18 protein-coding genes are annotated in these 18,217 nt (G+C 59.2%); 10 read left to right on the top strand and 8 right to left on the bottom strand.

Going from position 1 to position 18,217, the window contains the following annotated elements:
- The first annotated feature begins 30 nt into the window (after positions 1-30).
- From GOX88_RS09070 to GOX88_RS09095, 6 genes are read left to right on the top strand one after another with little or no spacing between them, the layout of a single operon-like run.
- Positions 31-1,746, top strand: coding sequence for an ATP-binding protein (locus GOX88_RS09070; protein ID WP_170400840.1), 1,716 nt, complete (start codon positions 31-33; stop codon positions 1,744-1,746).
- Positions 1,747-1,750: 4 nt separating this feature from the next.
- On the top strand, positions 1,751-2,221 hold the full coding sequence (locus GOX88_RS09075; protein WP_170400841.1) for an HPr kinase/phosphorylase: 471 nt from the start codon (positions 1,751-1,753) through the stop codon (positions 2,219-2,221).
- Entirely contained in the window at positions 2,206-3,099 is an 894-nt protein-coding gene (rapZ, locus tag GOX88_RS09080; RefSeq protein WP_170400842.1) for an RNase adapter RapZ, read from the top strand. The genes GOX88_RS09075 and rapZ overlap by 16 nt, the downstream gene beginning before the upstream one ends.
- A complete protein-coding gene (locus GOX88_RS09085; protein ID WP_170328298.1) occupies positions 3,096-3,503 on the top strand; it encodes a PTS sugar transporter subunit IIA in 408 nt (135 codons plus the stop codon). Before rapZ ends, GOX88_RS09085 begins: the two co-directional genes overlap by 4 nt.
- Before the next feature lie 2 nt (positions 3,504-3,505).
- On the top strand, positions 3,506-3,775 hold the full coding sequence (locus GOX88_RS09090) for an HPr family phosphocarrier protein (protein WP_170400843.1): 270 nt from the start codon (positions 3,506-3,508) through the stop codon (positions 3,773-3,775).
- A gap of 39 nt (positions 3,776-3,814) precedes the next feature.
- On the top strand, positions 3,815-4,714 hold the full coding sequence (locus GOX88_RS09095; RefSeq protein ID WP_170400844.1) for a lysophospholipid acyltransferase family protein: 900 nt from the start codon (positions 3,815-3,817) through the stop codon (positions 4,712-4,714).
- A gap of 79 nt (positions 4,715-4,793) precedes the next feature.
- Here the strand turns inward: GOX88_RS09095 and GOX88_RS09100 are convergent, their stop codons facing one another.
- Complete coding sequence (locus tag GOX88_RS09100) at positions 4,794-5,669, bottom strand: 3-hydroxybutyryl-CoA dehydrogenase (protein WP_170400845.1); 876 nt, start codon at positions 5,667-5,669, stop codon at positions 4,794-4,796.
- A 163-nt stretch (positions 5,670-5,832) separates the two neighbouring features.
- On the opposite strand from GOX88_RS09100, the gene GOX88_RS09105 reads away from it, so the two are divergent.
- Complete coding sequence (locus GOX88_RS09105) at positions 5,833-6,642, top strand: DUF6473 family protein (RefSeq protein WP_254436266.1); 810 nt, start codon at positions 5,833-5,835, stop codon at positions 6,640-6,642.
- A gap of 60 nt (positions 6,643-6,702) precedes the next feature.
- Here the strand turns inward: GOX88_RS09105 and GOX88_RS09110 are convergent, their stop codons facing one another.
- Genes GOX88_RS09110 through GOX88_RS09140 form a run of 7 tightly spaced genes read right to left on the bottom strand, consistent with a single transcriptional unit; the run spans position 6,703 to position 13,874 of the window.
- Entirely contained in the window at positions 6,703-7,632 is a 930-nt protein-coding gene (locus GOX88_RS09110) for an electron transfer flavoprotein subunit alpha/FixB family protein (protein ID WP_170400847.1), read from the bottom strand.
- Positions 7,632-8,390, bottom strand: coding sequence for an electron transfer flavoprotein subunit beta/FixA family protein (locus GOX88_RS09115; RefSeq protein ID WP_170400848.1), 759 nt, complete (start codon positions 8,388-8,390; stop codon positions 7,632-7,634). The genes GOX88_RS09110 and GOX88_RS09115 overlap by 1 nt, the downstream gene beginning before the upstream one ends.
- A gap of 26 nt (positions 8,391-8,416) precedes the next feature.
- Entirely contained in the window at positions 8,417-9,139 is a 723-nt protein-coding gene (locus GOX88_RS09120; RefSeq protein ID WP_170400849.1) for an NAD(P)H-dependent oxidoreductase, read from the bottom strand.
- A 3-nt stretch (positions 9,140-9,142) separates the two neighbouring features.
- Positions 9,143-9,931 (bottom strand): enoyl-CoA hydratase-related protein, encoded by a 789-nt coding sequence (locus GOX88_RS09125; RefSeq protein WP_170400850.1) that lies wholly within the window; start codon positions 9,929-9,931, stop codon positions 9,143-9,145.
- 1 nt (position 9,932) lies between these two features.
- The gene (locus tag GOX88_RS09130; protein WP_170400851.1) at positions 9,933-11,984 is read right to left on the bottom strand and encodes an acetate--CoA ligase family protein; all 2,052 of its coding nucleotides are present in this window, start codon (positions 11,982-11,984) and stop codon (positions 9,933-9,935) included.
- Positions 11,985-12,010: 26 nt separating this feature from the next.
- A complete protein-coding gene (locus GOX88_RS09135; RefSeq protein WP_170400852.1) occupies positions 12,011-13,171 on the bottom strand; it encodes an acyl-CoA dehydrogenase family protein in 1,161 nt (386 codons plus the stop codon).
- A gap of 55 nt (positions 13,172-13,226) precedes the next feature.
- Positions 13,227-13,874 carry a TetR/AcrR family transcriptional regulator gene (locus GOX88_RS09140; protein WP_170400853.1) on the bottom strand — a complete coding sequence of 216 codons (648 nt, stop codon included), beginning with the start codon at positions 13,872-13,874 and terminating at the stop codon, positions 13,227-13,229.
- A gap of 236 nt (positions 13,875-14,110) precedes the next feature.
- On the opposite strand from GOX88_RS09140, the gene GOX88_RS09145 reads away from it, so the two are divergent.
- The 3 genes from GOX88_RS09145 to GOX88_RS09155 all read left to right on the top strand — a co-directional run bounded on the left by GOX88_RS09145 (position 14,111) and on the right by GOX88_RS09155 (position 18,152).
- Positions 14,111-15,541, top strand: a complete 1,431-nt coding sequence (locus GOX88_RS09145) for an aldehyde dehydrogenase family protein (protein ID WP_170400854.1) — start codon at positions 14,111-14,113, stop codon at positions 15,539-15,541.
- Positions 15,453-16,775, top strand: a complete 1,323-nt coding sequence (bktB, locus tag GOX88_RS09150; protein ID WP_170400855.1) for a beta-ketothiolase BktB — start codon at positions 15,453-15,455, stop codon at positions 16,773-16,775. Before GOX88_RS09145 ends, bktB begins: the two co-directional genes overlap by 89 nt.
- Before the next feature lie 321 nt (positions 16,776-17,096).
- Positions 17,097-18,152 (top strand): tyrosine-type recombinase/integrase, encoded by a 1,056-nt coding sequence (locus GOX88_RS09155; protein ID WP_170400961.1) that lies wholly within the window; start codon positions 17,097-17,099, stop codon positions 18,150-18,152.
- Positions 18,153-18,217: the final 65 nt, after the last annotated feature.

The raw sequence follows: 18,217 nt of genomic DNA on the forward strand, positions 1-18,217 counted from the left end.
GTGGCCGCTGAAAAAGGGTAACCGGATCTGGTGCGCGATACGGAACAATCCATCGAAGTACGGGACGGAGATGTCGTTCTCGGGGATGATTGGGTCATCCCGCAGGATCCGGAGTCGGCCGAGCTGCGCGCCAGGCGCCGTCGGCGCAACCTGTTTTCGCTGCGCGGCTCACCGCTGGCACGGAAGATCATTACCTTCAACCTGATCGCGCTGGTCATCCTTGTCACCGGCTTGCTGTATCTCGATGATTCCCGGGAAGAGCAGGTCCAGCAGACTGCGCGTAACCTGATCGGCGACGCACAGCTGGTCAGCAACGTGTTCGAGGCCCAGCTGCGTCAGAACCAGGCCGCCGGCTCTTCGGAAGCGGCGCTGGACGTGAAGGACACGCTTGCAGGCCTCAGCCTTCCTGACGGGGGTGAGGTCTTTGTCTATGACGGTGGTGGCACTCTGATCGGCTGGACGCGCGGGGCATCGACCTCGTCGCAGATGCCGGTTCTTCTCAGGTCTGAATCCGAGGTTCAAACCGGCAGTACGTTGATCAGCGATGCGCTGAATGCGGTCTGGACCGGTTTGTCCCGGGTCTTTGCCGGTGGGGGCGGTACTGACGCACCAACCCTTGCGCAACGGGTACAGGAGATCATTCCACAAGCGTTACAGGGCCAGATGCAGGTGCAGGCGGTTCAGGATGACATGGGCCAAACCGTCATTGTCAGCGCGGCACCGATCCTGCTGGACGGAGCGCCGGTTGGCGCGGTCGCCATGGCAGGTCCTGCCGGTGAGATCGACGCGCTGGCCCGGCGCGAGCAGGAACGCATTCTGCAGATGTTTGTCGTGGCGCTGCTGGTGTCTATCGGGCTAAGCCTTGTGCTGGCCTCAACCATCGCCAACCCGCTGGCCGATCTGGCAGCAGCCGCTGAAATGGGCAAGGATCGGGGCGCGGGCGTCAACCCGGGCCGTATCCGCATTCCCGACCTCACCGCGCGCCCGGATGAAATCGGACGCCTCAGTCGTGCGCTTCGGGGGATGGTGACGGCGTTGTATAGCCGCATCGACGCCAACGAACAGTTTGCGGCCGATGTGGCACATGAAATCAAGAACCCGCTGGCCAGTCTGCAATCGGCGGTGGGTACCCTGCGCATGGTCAAGCGCGACGATCAGCGCGACAAGTTGCTGGGCGTGATCGAACACGACGTGCGGCGGCTTGATCGTCTGGTCAGCGATATCTCGAATGCGTCCCGTCTGGATGCCGAACTGGTCAAGGAAGAGGAACAACCCTTCGACTTGCTCAAACTTTTGGGCAATATCAGCCAGTTTCTGGGTGAAGACGCCCGCGCCAAAGGCATCGACTATATCACCGACCTGCCAACAAAGCCGATCACCATCAACGGGCTTGAGGCGCGTCTGGCGCAGGTTTTCGTCAACCTGATCACCAACGCGATTTCCTTCTGCGAGGAAAGCGATGCCATCCGGGTCTGGGTGCGGCGGCGTGAAAACCGCGTCCTGATCGTGGTCGAAGACACCGGTCCCGGCATTCCGGAGCAGGCGCTGACCAAAATCTTCAAAAGGTTCTACTCGCAACGACCGGTTGAACATTTCGGCAATAACTCGGGCCTTGGCCTTGCGATCTCGAAACAGATTGTCGAGGCGCATGGCGGCGTGATCTGGGCCGAGAATATCCGCCCGACCGAGGCGGACATCACGTCGGACCCGCAAGGCGCGCGTTTCGTCGTGGGCCTGCCCGTGTAAGCGCATGAGCGGCCAGACCCTCTTGAACATCCAGCACCAGGACACTGCCATACTCCACGCCACATGCGTTGCCGTCGAGGGGCGTGGTGTATTGATCCTCGGGCGTTCGGGGGCAGGGAAATCGACGCTGGCGTTGCAAATGCTGACGCTTGGGGCAGATTTGGTCAGTGATGACAGGGTAGAGCTGCGAATGGTTGGCGAAAACGCGATGGCTGATGCGGCCCCGAACCTGCGCGGGTTGATCGAGGCACGCGGCATCGGTTTGCTCCGCGCTCAGGCAGCGGGGGCGACACCGGTCAGCTATGTGGTGGACCTTGACCAGACCGAACCGGCGCGCCTGCCAGAACCGACAGAAATCGTGGTGCTGAGGCAAACTGTTCCCTTGCTTCGGGCGGCGGGTGTACCCAATTTGGCTGCGGCACTTATGCAATTGTTGAAGATGGGGCGCGTGGACCCGGAATGGCCCAGCAAATGACACCGCAACGGCGCATCGTCCTGGTGACCGGCCCCTCGGGCGCAGGCCGTTCGACGGCGATCCGTGTTCTCGAGGATTTGGGTTTTGAGGCCATCGACAACCTGCCGATGGGTCTATTAATGCGTTTGTTGGAAGGTCCGCAAAGTGACCGCCCAATGGCGCTGGGTATAGACGCCCGCAACCGCGATTTTTCGACCACCGGCTTTATCGAATTGGCCGTCAGGCTGCGGCGGATGGAACAGGTCGATCTAACGACGCTGTATCTGGATTGCAGTGACGACGTACTGTTACGGCGGTTCTCGGAGACCCGTCGCCGGCACCCTGTGGCCGCCGATGCCAGCCCGGAAACCGGCGTTCGGCAGGAAAAGGAACTGCTGGCCCCGATCCGCGAAATCGCAGATATCCTGATCGACACCAGCCCACTGAACGTCCATCAGCTGCGCGAAGAGGTCGAACGCTGGTTTGCCCCTCAGGGCGGGCGTCACCTGGCCGTGGCCATCGAGTCCTTCTCGTACAAGCGCGGTCTGCCGCGCGGTTTGGATATGGTGTTCGACTGCCGGTTTCTGGCCAATCCCTACTGGCGCCCCGAGCTGCGGGCAGAAGATGGTCGAAACCCTGACGTGGCGCACTATGTTCAGTCGGATACAAACTATGCGCCGTTTTTTGACCGGGTTGTTGACCTGCTCAAACTCTTGCTTCCGACCTTTCGGGCTGAGGGCAAAGCACATCTGTCCGTGGCCTTCGGCTGTACCGGAGGGCAACACAGATCGGTGGCTATGGCCGAAGCAGTTGCAAAGGCCCTTGCGGAGGAGGGGCAGCAAGTGGCAATTAGGCACCGCGAAATGGAACGTCGATCGTTGAATGTGAGGCCGGATTGATCGGGATTGTACTCGTAGCACATGGTGGGCTGGCACAGGAATACCTGGCCGCCATGCAGCATGTGGTCGGAAAGCAACCCGGCCTGGTCGCGATCTCGATCGAAGCCGATCATGATCGCGAGGCCAAGCAGGCCGAAATTTGTGCGGCCGCCGACAGTGTCGATGCCGGAGATGGTGTGGTTGTCGTGACCGATCTGTTCGGAGGCAGCCCATCGAATCTGAGTCTGCGGGCCTGCGCCCCGCAGGATCGCCGTATTCTTTACGGTGCAAATCTGCCTATGTTGATTAAACTGGCTAAAACCCGCCACCTGCCCATTGCGGACGCCGTGCGGCAGGCGATGGAGGCTGGACGCAAATATATCAATGCGCAAAATGTGACGTTGGAAGAAGACCGGATTGATTAAGAATGACCAATCGAAGCTTGAAAATCATTAATGAAAAAGGTCTGCACGCCCGCGCCTCGGCCAAGCTGGTTGAGGTGGTCGAGGGCTTTGACGCACGGGCCGAAGTGTCCAAGGACGGCTTTTCTGCTTCGGGCGACAGCATTATGGGCCTTTTGATGTTGGCAGCCTCGCGCGGAACGACTATTGACGTCGAGACGTCCGGACCGGATGCTGAGGCGTTGGCTGATGCATTGGAAACCCTGGTGAACGACAAGTTCGGCGAAGGGTTCTGACCTAACCAGCCGCGATACGAAGAACGGGAAGACCAGGAATTGGCGGAAACGACGCACGAGACCAAGACAGGCCCGATGGTAGATGGGACAGCGGATCAGGGCGAAATCTACGACCGTAGAACCCTGACTTACGCGAATTCTTTCGACGACGCTTGGACTTCGACAATTATCCGCGCCATCGAATGGTGCACGGGCAAGCTGACCATTCTGCGCATGGTCAACAAGTTCGAGAAAAAGAACGAATACTATCGCGGTCAGAGATTCTGGGGCGGTGCGCTCGAGGTCATGGGCATCGACCTCACCACACCGCAGGAACAGTTTGCGCACATCCCGAAAGAAGGCCCCGTGGTCGTGGTGGCGAACCACCCTCACGGCATGGTCGATGGCATGATTCTGGCCGAGCTGATCGGCCAGGTGCGCAGTGATTATCGCATCCTGACCCGATCGGTCCTGACGGGGTTGGACGAAGCGGCCACCTCTTTCATGATTCCAGTGCCGTTCCCGCATGACCCCGATGCGCAGACCAAAATGCTGGAAATGCGTGGCAAGGCGATGGACCACCTGAAAGAGGGCGGCGTTGTGGCCTTGTTCCCATCGGGTGTAGTGATGTCATCGGACGACTGGTTCGGACCCGCGCAAGAGCAGGAATGGAATGTGTTCACCGCCAAGATGATCCGGCGGTCCGGTGCCCGGGTGGTGCCGATTTTTTTCCCGGGCAGCAACTCGCGCGCCTATCAGATCGCCAACAAGCTGTCTCCGATCCTGCGGCAGGGGCTTTTGCTGCATGAAATCGTGCGCTCCTGCAACAAACCGCAATCTCCGATCATCGGAGAGCCGATCTCGGACGAGGATATGCAGCTATTGGAACGCGATCCGCGCGGCTTCATGGCTTGGCTCAGAAAGCACACATTGTCGCTGGGCCAAGTATTCAAAGGTTGATCCGCCTCTTCATCTGGCCAAAAATATCTCGGGGGTGAGCCCGGATGATATCCGGGCGAGGGGGCTGGCCCCCTCTGCCTTACCGTGTCGGAACCGGAACCTCGCCCCGGTAATCATAGAATCCGCGTTCGGTCTTGCGGCCCAGCCACCCGGCTTCGACATATTTGGTCAACAGCGGGCAAGGGCGGTACTTGGTATCGGCCAACCCGTCATGCAACACGTTCATGATTGCCAGGCAGGTGTCCAACCCAATGAAATCGGCCAACTCCAGCGGTCCCATTGGATGGTTCGCGCCCAGCTTCATCGACTGGTCGATCGACTGCACGTTCCCGACACCTTCATACAGGGTATAAACCGCCTCGTTGATCATCGGCATCAGGATGCGATTCACGATAAAGGCGGGGAAATCCTCGGCGCTGGCGGCGGTCTTGCCCAGACGGTCCACAACGGCCTTGCAGGTGCCGAAGGTCTCTTCGTCGGTGGCAATACCGCGGATCAGTTCGACCAATTGCATCACCGGCACCGGGTTCATGAAGTGGAACCCCATGAACTTTTCCGGCCGGTCCGTTCGGCTGGCCAGGCGCGTAATCGAGATGGACGAGGTGTTCGAGGTCAGAATCGTGTGCGGCTGCAAATGCGGCTGCAGGTCCTCGAAAATCGCTTGTTTGATCGTTTCACGCTCGGTGGCGGCTTCGATCACCAGATCCGTCTGCCCCAGTTCCGGCAAGTGCAGCGTCGTCTTGATACGCCCCAGCGCGGCCTGCATCGCATCATCCGTGATTTTCCCGCGCGACGCCTGACGCGCCATATTGCCTTCGATCGTCGCCACGGCTGCGTTCAGCGCGTCCTGGTTCACATCGGTGAGCAGAACATCATAGTCCGCCAGCGCCAAAACATGGGCGATACCATTGCCCATCTGGCCTGCGCCGATCACTCCGACTGATTTTACATCCATTTTCTGATGCCTCTGTGTCTCGGGATTGAGTGGACAGTACCGGCAGATCGGTAGGGGCGGCAAGGGGATCGAACCAATCCAATTTGCTTCAAATGCGCACATTAGCACTTTCTAAAGACATGCGGCTGCAAGATGGCAATCGGGTGAAAAATGGGTGAGTGTTATGAGCTATCATCAAACAGGCTCGGCGGGGGCCGGGCATGACGTATGCCAATACGGTGAATCGCGTCTTTGGTTCCGTGGGCCGGAACGGTCGTTGGACACGGCCTACATGGTCTGCACCGGCGGGGATGAGACCTATGGGCGGTTTGTCGAACGCCCCTTTGCGGCGATTCTCGAAGGCAGGCTGGACCGGCGGTGTCTGAATTTGGGCAGTCTGTTCTGCGGACTGGACGCGCTATGCGGTGATGCCGGGCTGTTGTCGCTGCTGAACGGGGCAGAGCTGTGCATCCTGCAGGCCCCCGGTGTCCTGAGCCAGTCGAATCACTTCTATCGGGTCCACCCCCGGCGCAACGATCGGGTTCTGGCCCCAACGCCAGATCTGATCGCTCTGTACCCCGAAGTGGACTTTGCCGATGTCCATTTCGTGTGCCACCTGATGCGCCTGTTACAGGGGCATCAGGACGCCCGTTTCGAAGTTGTGGCCGAGGAGTTGCGCCGTAACTGGGTTCGGAAGGTCAACGACCTGCTGGGCAGGCTTGAGGTGCCGGTCATTCTGCTGGGCCTTCGCGTCTTACAGGACAACGACAGCCAAAGGGTGCCGGTCAGCGTAACAGCTGAAATGTTGGAGGCCGTCCGACCGCACAGCGCCGACTGTGTCGAGGTTGCGGCTCATGTGTCCGGACAATCCGATGAGCTTGAGGATATGCTGTTCGGTACCCTGCAACAGCCGATGGCCGAGCATATGATTGGTCCTGCTGCACATAAAACCATTGCGGATGCATTGGTTGGTCCAATTCGGAACCTGAACTGAAAAAGGCCCGCCAATAGGCGGGCCTTCCAAGACTCTTCGTGAAAAAGCCTAATTCAGTGATCAGCCGAGTTTCTCGGTGAGTTCCGGGACGGCCTGGAACAGGTCTGCGACCAGTCCGAAGTCGGCGACCTGGAAGATCGGGGCTTCTTCGTCCTTGTTGATGGCGACAATGACCTTCGAGTCCTTCATGCCCGCCAGGTGCTGGATCGCGCCCGAGATGCCGACGGCGACATAGAGGTCCGGGGCAACCACCTTGCCGGTCTGACCCACCTGCCAGTCGTTCGGGGCATAACCCGAGTCAACGGCGGCACGCGAGGCGCCAACCGCGGCGCCCAGCTTGTCGGCCAGGGTTTCGATCAGTTTGAAGTCCTCTTCCGAGCCGACGCCACGGCCGCCCGAGACAACAACACCCGCCGAGGTCAGTTCCGGACGGTCGCTCTCGGCCACCTTGTCCTCGACCCACGACGACAGACCTTCGGAGCCCGGAACCGAGACGGTCTCGACCGGGGCCGAACCGCCTTCGCCCGCCGCTTCAAAGCTGGCGGTCCGCAGGGTGACAACCTTCTTGGCGTCGCCCGACTTCACGGTCTGGATCGCGTTGCCCGCGTAAATCGGACGCTCGAAGGTCGAGCCGTCAACCACGCCCGACGCATCCGAGATCACCATCACGTCCAGCAGCGCGGCGACGCGTGGCATCACGTTCTTGGCGTCGGTGGTGGCGGGTGCCACGATGTGCTCATAGCCATCGGCCAGCGACACGATCAGCGCCGCGGTCGATTCCGCCAGGCGGTGGCCCAGCGACGCATCTTCGGCAACCAGAACTTTCGACACACCGTCGATCTTGGCGGCGGCTTCACCGGCAGCAGCGGCAGAACCACCCGCGGCCAGAACGGTCACATCACCCAGCGCCTTTGCGGCGTTGACGGCCTTGGCGGTGGCGTCCAGCGACAGCTCACCATTGTTGACTTCAGCCAGCAGAAGAACAGCCATTACACAGCCCCCGCTTCTTTGAGTTTCTCGACCAGCTCGTCGACCGAGCCCACGACGATACCGGCGGCACGTGCCGGCGGCTCTTCGGTTTTGACCACTTCCAGACGCGGAGTGACATCGACGCCGTAATCGGCGGCGGTCTTCTCATCCAGCGGCTTTTTCTTTGCCTTCATGATGTTGGGCAGCGACGCATAGCGCGGCTCGTTCAGGCGCAGGTCCACGGTCACGATGGTCGGCATCTTGACCGAGATGGTCTGCAGGCCGCCGTCAACCTCGCGGGTGATCTTGGCAGCATCGCCTTCGATGTCCAGCTCGGACGCGAAGGTGCCCTGCGACCAGCCCAGCAGGGCCGACAGCATCTGGCCGGTGGCGTTCATGTCGTTGTCGATTGCCTGCTTGCCGCACAGTACGATGCCCGGCTGCTCTTCCTCGACCACTTTGGCCAGGATCTTGGCCACGGCCAGAGGCTCGATATCGGTGTGCACGTCATCGGCGGCCACAACCAGAATCGCGCGGTCGGCGCCCATGGCCAGCGCGGTCCGCAGCGTCTCCTGCGCCTGCTTCACGCCGATCGATACGGCAACAACTTCGTCCGCCTTGCCCGCTTCTTTCAGGCGGATCGCCTCTTCCACCGCAATCTCGTCGAACGGGTTCATCGACATTTTGACATTGGCGAGATCGACACCGCTACCGTCCGCCTTAACGCGAACCTTCACATTATAGTCAATCACGCGCTTCACAGGCACGAGTACCTTCATTTTGCGCTTGCTCCGTTTGGGTAAAGTCAGGCGGTTTCGGTGAGGTTGGGCTTCAGCGGATGCAGATCCCGGCTAAAATCCGCCATGGAGGGGAATTCCAGGAGCTGTCTTTCATCCAGAGATTTGAGGCACACGGCATAGTCGTCCAGAATCTGCGCACGCTCCTCGGGTTGGATGTAAGGAACGTGCCAGCCAAAGAATGGCTCGATCACGTTCATGCCGGTATAGGCCAATGTCCCCTGCAGCAGAGGTCTCAGCATGGTTTCAATCGGTCCGTGAATACTTTCGGGGCCGAACATGTGCGGTCGCCCACCCAAGGTAGCTGCAACCAAAGCGCGCTTGCCCGAAAGTCCGCCCTGATCGTAAAACCTGCGTCCGCCATAACACAGGCCGGAAACAATCACACGATCCAGCCACCCTTTGAGAATAGCGGGAACCGAGAACCAATAAATCGGAAAGTTCAGGACCAAAAGATCCGCATCCATCAGCTTTTGCAGCTCGGCCGAAATATCCGGGGCAATGGTGCCACCTTCGACCCCATGCCGCTGTTCCAGCGCATAGGTAAGATAGTCGGGATCCTTGCGATCGCCAAAATCATTGGCGCTCGCAACCGGGTTCCACCCCATTTCATACAGGTTGGAATGCGCCACCTGATAACCCTGTTCCTCCAGGACCCTGACCGACAAATCGGCCATCGATGCGATGAAGGATTGTGGTTCGGGTGTTGCGCTTACGACAAGTGCTTTCATGGCTTATTTCCCCAGCCAGACCGGATCGCGCTTTTCGACGGCCGCGCGGGTGCCTTCCAGTGCATCCTCGCTTTCCATCATCTTTGCGAACATCGGGAAGTCACCGCGGCGGATTGCGCCATAGCATTGCGAAATGCTCATGTTGCGCGAAAGGCGGATGGTCTGTTTAGCAGCCGCCACCGACAACGGTGCCGAAGTCAGGATACGGCCCGCCAGTTCGCGGGCGGCATCCATCAACTGATCACCAGGGACCACTGCGTTGGCCAGACCCCAATGCGCGCATTCTTCGGCGGTCAGCTTGCGCCCTGCATAGAGCACTTCGTTGGCCAGCGCGGGCGGAAGGATCTTTGGCAAGCGGAACGTTCCCACATCGGGAACCACACCCAGCTGCGCCTCTGGCAACCACATCAGGGCGTGTTCGGCGCAGACAACAAAGTCCGCTCCGAACAGCACTTCGAAACCAGCGCCAATAGCATAGCCGTTCACGGCACAGATCACGGGTTTTTCCAAACCGGGCAGTTCAGGGAACCCATAAAGCCCCCCCTGCCCGTAGTCGCTGGCATAGCCTGCGCCGCCGACGCTAGCGGCCTCGTTCAGATCCCAGCCCGCCGAGAAGAACTTCTCGCCGCCGCCGGTCAAAATGGCCACACGCAGGCTTTTGTCGTCGCGGAATTCGGCAAAAACCTCTCCCATCAGCTGGCTGGTGGGACGGTCGATGGCATTAGCCTTTGGGCGATCCAGAGTAATCTCGAAAATCGCGCCATTGCGCGTTGTTTTGATTGGGTTTGTCATGTCAGACCTTTCTTTTCCGAATTAGCGCATCAGCGGCGACGGCGCCGGATGCGCAAACCATCAGCGGGTTGATATCCATTTCTTCGAGCGTTGCACTTTCGGCCATTGCGAATTCGGCCACCTTCACTGCAGCATCCGTGGCAGCGTTCAGATCGGCCGCCGCAGCCCCTCGGAATCCGGTAAGAAGCGGCGCGGTCTTCAATGACAGAAATGCCTCGTGCACATCCCCCCGGGTCACCGGAAGCAACAAAGGCTTTGCGTCCTTCAGAAGTTCGACCATGATCCCCCCGGCTCCGACCGTCAGATACAGGCCGAATTGCGGATCGCGCGAAACCCCCAGGATCAGCTCGGCAACAGCACCTTCGACCATCTTTTCGACCATCATTGCGCCGCCTAGACCGATCAGACGTTCGGCCGCGGACTGAACGTCGTCATCGCTCTTGAGGTCGAGCACCACGGCGCCCAGTTCCGTCTTGTGGGCCAGATCGTCGCCCACAGCCTTGAGCACGACCGGAAAGCCTAGCTCTCGCGCCGCCGCGACCGCATCCGAAACCGCATTGACCAGCCGCCCTTTGGGAACGGGAACACCGTGTTGACGAACCGTATCCTTGGAGCGCCACTCGTTCAGCACCTCAAAACCGGCGCCGGCACCATTGTCTTCGGAAACAAAAAGCGGCTCTGGTGTTGGCCGGGTGAAGCCGACACCGATTCTGGCCGCTGCTGCTGCGGCCCGCAACGACGCCTGCATTCCCATCAGCGGCACGATCCCGACCGCTTCCAGACGCTCCGCAAGCTCTTCAGTCATGTTATCCGGAAGGGACGCAACGACGGCAAACCTCCCTTTTGTCCGCTTTGCCGCCTTGATCGCAGCCGAAATTGCTGCTTCGCTGCCATTGTCGTCGCACCGATCAGGGCGAGGGATGTCCAGCACCAGGCAGGTCAGGCCAAAGTCGCACGCCAGCATGGCGGCATAGGTTTCGGTCAGGCTGTCCTTATCGCCCCAAGTGAAGGTGTGATAATCCAGTGGATTGGAAATCGTCACCATCTCAGGCAAGGTCGCGGCCACAGCTTCAGCCTGTTGTTCGTTCAGCGGGCGCAAATCCAGGTTTGCTGCCTTGGCCAGATCGCCCATCAGCGATGCCTCACCCCCTGAACAGCTCATTGAGCCCAGCGTAAAATCCGGTGATGGACCGATTACATGCAGTATCTTCAGAGTCTCAAGGAATTCGTCCAATGACTTTACCCGGGCCACGTTCAGGCGTTCGAAAAAGGCCGAGACCAGATTGTCCGAACCCGCCAAAGATGCCGTGTGCGACATGGTCATCGCCTGGGCGGCCTCTGATTCACCCACCTTGAGAGCGACCACAGGCATCTTCCTGTCGCGGGCCTTGCGCAACGCCCGATCCACATCAGCCACACTTGAAAAACCTTCGATATGCAGCCCGATAGCGGTGACCCTAGGATCGTCCAGCACGGCTTCGATCATGTCGGCAAGGCTGGTCTGAGCCTGATTTCCCACCGTCAGAACATAAGAGATGGGCAGACCACGGGCCTGCATGGTCAGGTTGATGGCGATGTTTGACGATTGCGCGATGATCGCGACACCTTTTTCGACCCGGCGACCGCCATGCTGGTCCGGCCAAAGTAACGCACCGTCGAGATAGTTGATCAACCCATAGCAATTTGGCCCGAAGACCGGCATCTCGCCTGCGGCTTCAAGCAAATCGTCGTTCAGGGTAGCCCCGTCGTGAACCTCCCTGAAACCAGAGGCAAAACACACCGCCCCCCCAGCATCCCGCGCGGAAAGTGCCCGGACGATGTCAATGGTCGCATGGCGGTTGACGCCGATGAAGCTGGCATCCGGCGGCCTTGGCAAATCCTCAACACGCGCATAGCAGGGCAAACCGGCAATTTCAGTCTTTTTGGGATGCACGGGCCAGATGTCGCCCGCAAACCCCATTTTCTGACATTGCTCGACCACCCGCTCTGACCACCCTCCTCCGAATATGGCGATCGACTGCGGGCGCAGAAGACGAGACAGATCCTTGTTCATATCGCGAAACTCCTTGAATCCGGTGATCAGGCGCCCAGCGGACGCAGCAGGTCGCGGCTGATGATGTGGCGCTGGATTTCGGACGTGCCGTCCCAGATTCGCTCTACTCGCGCATCGCGCCAGAAGCGCTCGATCGGGAAGTCATCCATCAGCCCCATGCCCCCAAAGATCTGCAGCGTGGTGTCTGTGACGCGTGCCAGCGCTTCGGACGCATAGACTTTGGCCGAAGCGATCTCGCGGTTCGACGGCAGGCCCTGATCCAGACGCCAGGCGGCCGCCAGCGTTAGCCAGTCGGCGGCATCGATCTCTGTGATCATGTCGGCAATCTGGAACCCTATGCCCTGAAACTTCCCGATGGGCTGGCCGAACTGCTTGCGCTCGGCGGAATAACTCAGCGCATAATCGAAACAGCGGCGCGCACGCCCGACGCTGAATGCCGCAACGGTAATGCGGGTGGCATAGAGCCATTCGTTCATCACAGCAAAGCCGCCATCAACTTCGCCCAAAACCTGAGCGTCCGGAAGGCGGCATTCGTCAAATGTCAGGATACAGTTTTTGTAGCCCTTGTGGCTGACCGAATTATACCCTTCGCGCACCTCAAATCCCGGCGTGTCGCGATCCACAAGGAAGGTGGTGATCCGTTTCTTCGGGCCTTTTGGCGTCTCATCCACGCCGGTCGCAATGAAGACGATGAAGAAGTCTGCGTGTTCAGCGCCCGAGATGAAGTGTTTAGACCCGTTAATCACCCAGTCGCCGCCGTCGCGCCGCGCCTGGCATTTCATACCGCGCACATCTGATCCCGCATCCGGCTCGGTCATCGCTAGCGCATCCATACGCTCGCCCCTTACTGCAGGCAGCAAATAGCGTTCGCGCTGCTCTTCGTTACAGGCCATCAGAATGTTCTGCGGTCGACCGAAAAAGTGAGTTAGCGCCATGGATCCGCGGCCCAGCTCACGCTCGACCAGGGTGAAATCGAGATGGGACAGTCCTGCGCCCCCAACTTCCTCGGGGAAATTGCAGGCGTAGAATCCCAAATCAATGCATTTCCGCTTGATCTCTTCGCCAAGCTCGTGGGGCACCTGACCAGTGCGTTCGACTTCCGCTTCGTGCGGGTAAATTTCGTTTTCCACAAAACTGCGGACAGTGGAGACGATCATCTCCTGCTCTTCAGACAAACCAAAGTGCATCGCTACCTCCCTAGCGCCAAGTAGATTTCTAAGATGGGGTCGGAATGGACGCCGATCAGGCGTGTGGACTCTCACCGATTGTGGTGTCCAGGATCGTAAAGCCCAGAATTGCGCTAACTGCATCAAGCGCGATGCGATACAGCTCGCCACTTTCGAAGAGGTCGCGGGACATACTTCCTTGCAGCCACAACCCGTCGACCACCGCGTTAACCATCACGGCCAACCGGCGGCACTCTTGTACCGATGGATTCCGGTATTCCAGAAGATCGCGCAACAGCGCTTCGATCTCGTCACGGAATTCAAGATGACTTTCGCGGTGGATGTCGATCAGATTGTCATCGACATGGATATTGCTGATCAGGTTAGCCCAAACAGCAAAGGTACGGCGATCCACAACGGGGGCCGTCAGACTGGCCTTCAGAAACCTGCACAAACGGTCCCTAGGTTCGGAATTGGAATCCAGAATTGCCTCTCGGGCAATTCTGGTCATGCCGCGCACGGTATCCCTGTAGGCCTCAAGCAACAAATGTTCCTTGGACTCGAAATGATGGCGGATCAACCCGTTGGTCACGCCGGCACGGGCGGCAACCTTGCGAACGGTGGTTCCCTTGAGCCCCTCCTCCGCAATGCAATCAACGGTCGCTCGGATCAAGTCCTCGCGCCGTTGGGCCTCAGGTGCACGGATATATGACCTGTTGGTCATCAGTCCCTCGCGGTTGCATTGGTGACGGCCCGAACAAGTGAAGGAGCCGCCGTCTATAGCATGAATTTCCAGACGAACTCCCGCCGGGAATCCGATTCGAAGCAACTATGCGCTTGCATAATAAAAAAGGCAACCGTAATTATGCAAGCGCATAACAGCTGCCGACACCGCCTGAAAGCGTGCCTTCAATTGCACACAGTTGACGGCCCCTGAATAGGCCAAGGAGACCGAACACAATGCTGAGATCATCCGAGTTTTTCGTTGATGGAGAATGGGTTAACCCAGCATCATCAGACATCACCGCCGTCGTCAATCCGTCCACGGAAGCCACTGTCACGACATTGTCCATGGGCAATACACTGGATGTCGACCGCGCCGTAGAGGCGGCACGAATAGCCTTCCCCGCATGGAGCGATCAGCCCCAATCGATTCGCACGGAGTTTGTCCGGAAGCTGCTTGATATCTACACCCGGCGTCAGGACGAGATGGCCGAGGCGATGTCCACGGAAATGGGCGCGCCAATTGATTTTGCCCTTTCCGACCAGGTTGGTGCTGGACAGTGGCACATTGAGGGGTTTCTCCGGGCTGTCGAGACTTTTGCATTCGAACACCCCCTCAGTCAGGACGCCCCTAACGAAACCGTCGTCATGGAGCCTATTGGGGTGTGCGGATTGATCACACCTTGGAACTGGCCGATGAATCAAGTCACGCTTAAAGTGGTCCCTGCCCTCTTGACCGGATGCACGGTCGTCTTAAAGCCCTCCGAAATCGCGCCCCTGTCGTCGTTGCTTTTTGCCGAGATGATCGAGGAAGCCGGTTTCCCTGCGGGCGTATTCAATCTGGTCAATGGGGACGGACCCACGGTCGGGGCTGCCCTTTCCGCCCATCCAGACGTCGACATGATGTCCTTTACCGGATCCACCCGCGCCGGTACTGCCGTCGCCAAGGCGGCAATTGACGGCATGAAGCGCACAACGCTGGAATTGGGTGGCAAGTCGCCCAACCTGATCTTTGCTGACGCGGATGTCGAACAGGCAGTTCGTGATGGCGTGCTGCTATGCATGTCAAACACCGGCCAGTCGTGCAATGCGCCCACGCGTATGCTTGTGGAAAGGTCTGTCTATGATCAGGCAGTCGAGCTGGCTGCCGAAACCGCCGCGAGCATCACCGTTGGTCCGTCGGACCAGCCCGGCCCACATATCGGACCGCTGGTCTCTCAGACTCAATACGAAACGGTTCAACACTACATTCAGATCGGGGTGGACGAAGGCGCGACGTTGGTGGCTGGTGGCCTTGGGAAACCCGAAGGCCTGGAAGTTGGTTATTTTGCGCGTCCCACCGTTTTTGCTGATGTGCGCAACGACATGCGTATCGCCCAGGAAGAAATCTTTGGCCCGGTCCTGGTGATCATTCCGTTTGATACAGAAGAGGAGGCCGTGGCTATGGGCAATGACTCTCCCTATGGGCTGGCGGGCTATGTCAGCACTGGTGACAGTGCACGCGCCAATCGGGTCGCCCGTCGACTGCGGGCAGGAATGATCTCGGTCAACAGCGCAGGCTTTGCTCAAGGTAGCCCGTTTGGCGGATACAAGCTTTCCGGTATCGGCCGCGAAGGAGGCACCTTCGGGCTGGACGACTACCTCGAAATCAAAACGATCGCTCTGTGACAGCGAAGCGTTATTCCCCCAAGCCTTCTATCCAATCCATCAAAGGAAAGACGACATGAAAGACGTATACATCCTGTCTGGCGCGCGGACCGCAATCGGAGATTTTGGCGGATCGCTTGCTGGCATCTCACCGATCGATCTTGGCACCTCCGTCGCCAATGAGGCAATTTCCCGCTCGGGTCTTGAAGCGGATAATATCCAGACCTCGGTCTTTGGTAACGTCATCCACACCGAACCTCGCGACATGTATTTGTCGCGTGCCATCGCTGTTGCGGCGGGGGTTCCTGTAACCTCCCCTGCCCTGACGCTGAACCGCTTGTGTGGCAGCGGGCTTCAGGCGGTGGTAACCGGGGCAGAAGCCATCATGCTCGGCAATGCCGAAGCAGCCCTGACCGGAGGTGCTGAAAGCATGAGCCGCGCCGGTCATCTCATGTCCGCCTCCAGGTTTGGGCAGAAAATGGGCGACGTAAAGGCCATCGACATGATGATCGGTGCTTTGCAGGATCCATTTGGAAATGGCCACATGGGGGTGACTGCGGAAAACATCGCACAGGACCAGGGCATCGATCGGGAAACCCAAGACGTATTTGCAGCAAACTCCCACCAGCGGGCCGCTAAAGCTATAGAAGCTGGATATTTTGATGAGCAGATCCTGCCCTTGACGGTTCGTCAGGGGAGAAAGGAAGTGGAGTTCAAGACCGATGAACACGTCCGCGCAGACGTAGACGCCACCTCGCTCGCTAAGCTTCGCCCTGCATTCGCAAAGGACGGATCAGTCACTGCGGGAAACGCATCGGGTATCAATGACGGCGCGGCCGCTCTTGTCCTAGCCGGTGAAGATGCCATGGGCAAATCGGACGCCACCCCGATGGCGCGCATCGTCTCCTATGGTCTCGGTGGCGTGGACCCCCGCGTGATGGGGTTGGGCCCAATCAGTGCGACGCAAGCCGCGCTGGCAAAAGCCGCGCTCACGGTTAAGGACCTGGACGTTATAGAATCGAACGAAGCTTTTGCTGCACAAGCCTGCGCAGTTTCAGACGCGCTCGGTTTTGACCCTGCGTGCGTTAATCCGAATGGGGGCGCCATCGCACTGGGTCATCCAATTGGTGCTTCAGGTTCGATCATTCTGATCAAACTGATTTACGAACTGAAGCGTATCGGTGGCCGATACGGTCTGGCCACAATGTGTATTGGTGGCGGACAGGGGATCAGTGTGATCATCGAGAATACCTAGCATTGAACACCATATGATGACAGCTGGCGGGCTCTTCCCGCCAGCACGCGCTACCAGAACTGCGTTCGATCTGACTGGTGAGGACGGAGTTTCCGACAGATCCGAGCCTCCCAGAACAGGCTGCCCGTCAATCTGAACCAAATAGCTTGCGGCATCGCCACCCAGATTTGCTCGTATTGAAGGCCTTCTCCCTCTTTACGCGCAAAATGTTGCCTTTTTGCTCGTTACTTTCACCAAAGCTTCAAGTGGCCGTTACACGTGATAAGTACCGCTTATCATGTTTATTTGATTTTACGGAGAAACCAGTGCAGAATGGCGCTCATGAAGCCGCCAGCCGCATATCTCCCCGCCGCCTCCCCTGCCCTGTCGCAGGCAGATCAGGAGGCGCTGACCGACCTCTATGTGCGTGGCACACCCGCCAATACGCTGCGGGCTTATGAGCGCGATCTGCTCTACATCACGGCGTGGAAATCCGCGCGCTTTGGCACGGCCCTGGACTGGCCGGAATCCGAAGCCACCGCCCTCGCCTTCATACTTGATCACGCGCGTGACCTAAGCGACGCACTGGAAACAGATATGGCGCGCGAGGCTGCCGAAGCCCTGTTGGCACAAAGGTTGCGCAAATCCCTCGCCTGCCCGGCCCCTTCGACGCTGGATCGCCGTATCGCCTCCTGGCTGGCCTTCCACCGGATGAAGAATCTTGCCAGCCCGTTTGGCACACCGCAAATCAAACAGGCGCGGTCCAAAGCCCGCCGAGCGGCGGCCCGCCCCCCTGCCCCAAAATCGCAGCACCCGATCACCCGCGATATTCTGGAGCAGCTGCTGGCCACCTGCCGCGGCAGCCGCCGCGCCTGCCGAGACCGGGCAATCCTGATGCTGGGCTGGGCCAGCGGCGGCCGGCGCCGGTCGGAGATCACCGGGTTGATGCGCGAGGATGTCAGTCTCAAGGAGTTCGACAAGAGCGGTGTTATCTGGATTTCTCTGCTGGAGACCAAGACCACGGCCAAAGGCGACACCCCACGGCTGGTGCTCAAGGGCCGCGCGGCGCAGGCCTTGGTGCATTGGATCGAGGTTGGACAGATTAAGAACGGGCCACTGTTCAGACCAGTTTCAAAAGCGGATCGTGTGCTGAAACGTCGGCTTTCGCCGGACGCTATCTATCAGATCGTCAAACATCGCCTCCAGTTGGCAGGGTTGCCGGAGGACTTCGCCTCGCCGCACGGTCTGCGTTCTGGGTTCCTAACCCAAGCCGCACTGGACGGCGCCCCAATCCAGGCTGCCATGCGCCTCTCGCTGCACCGCTCCATGGCCCAGGCACAAAAGTACTATGACGACGTCGATATCGCCGAAAACCCGGCGACGGATTTGTTGGGGTGAGCTGGCGCTAAACGAAGAAGGCGGTAACCCGTGGGTTACCGCCTTTGAAATCAAGAAATCTGAGC

Origin of the sequence: Ruegeria arenilitoris (genome assembly GCF_013030985.1) — a bacterium.
In the GTDB taxonomy this organism is placed as follows: domain Bacteria; phylum Pseudomonadota; class Alphaproteobacteria; order Rhodobacterales; family Rhodobacteraceae; genus Ruegeria; species Ruegeria arenilitoris_B.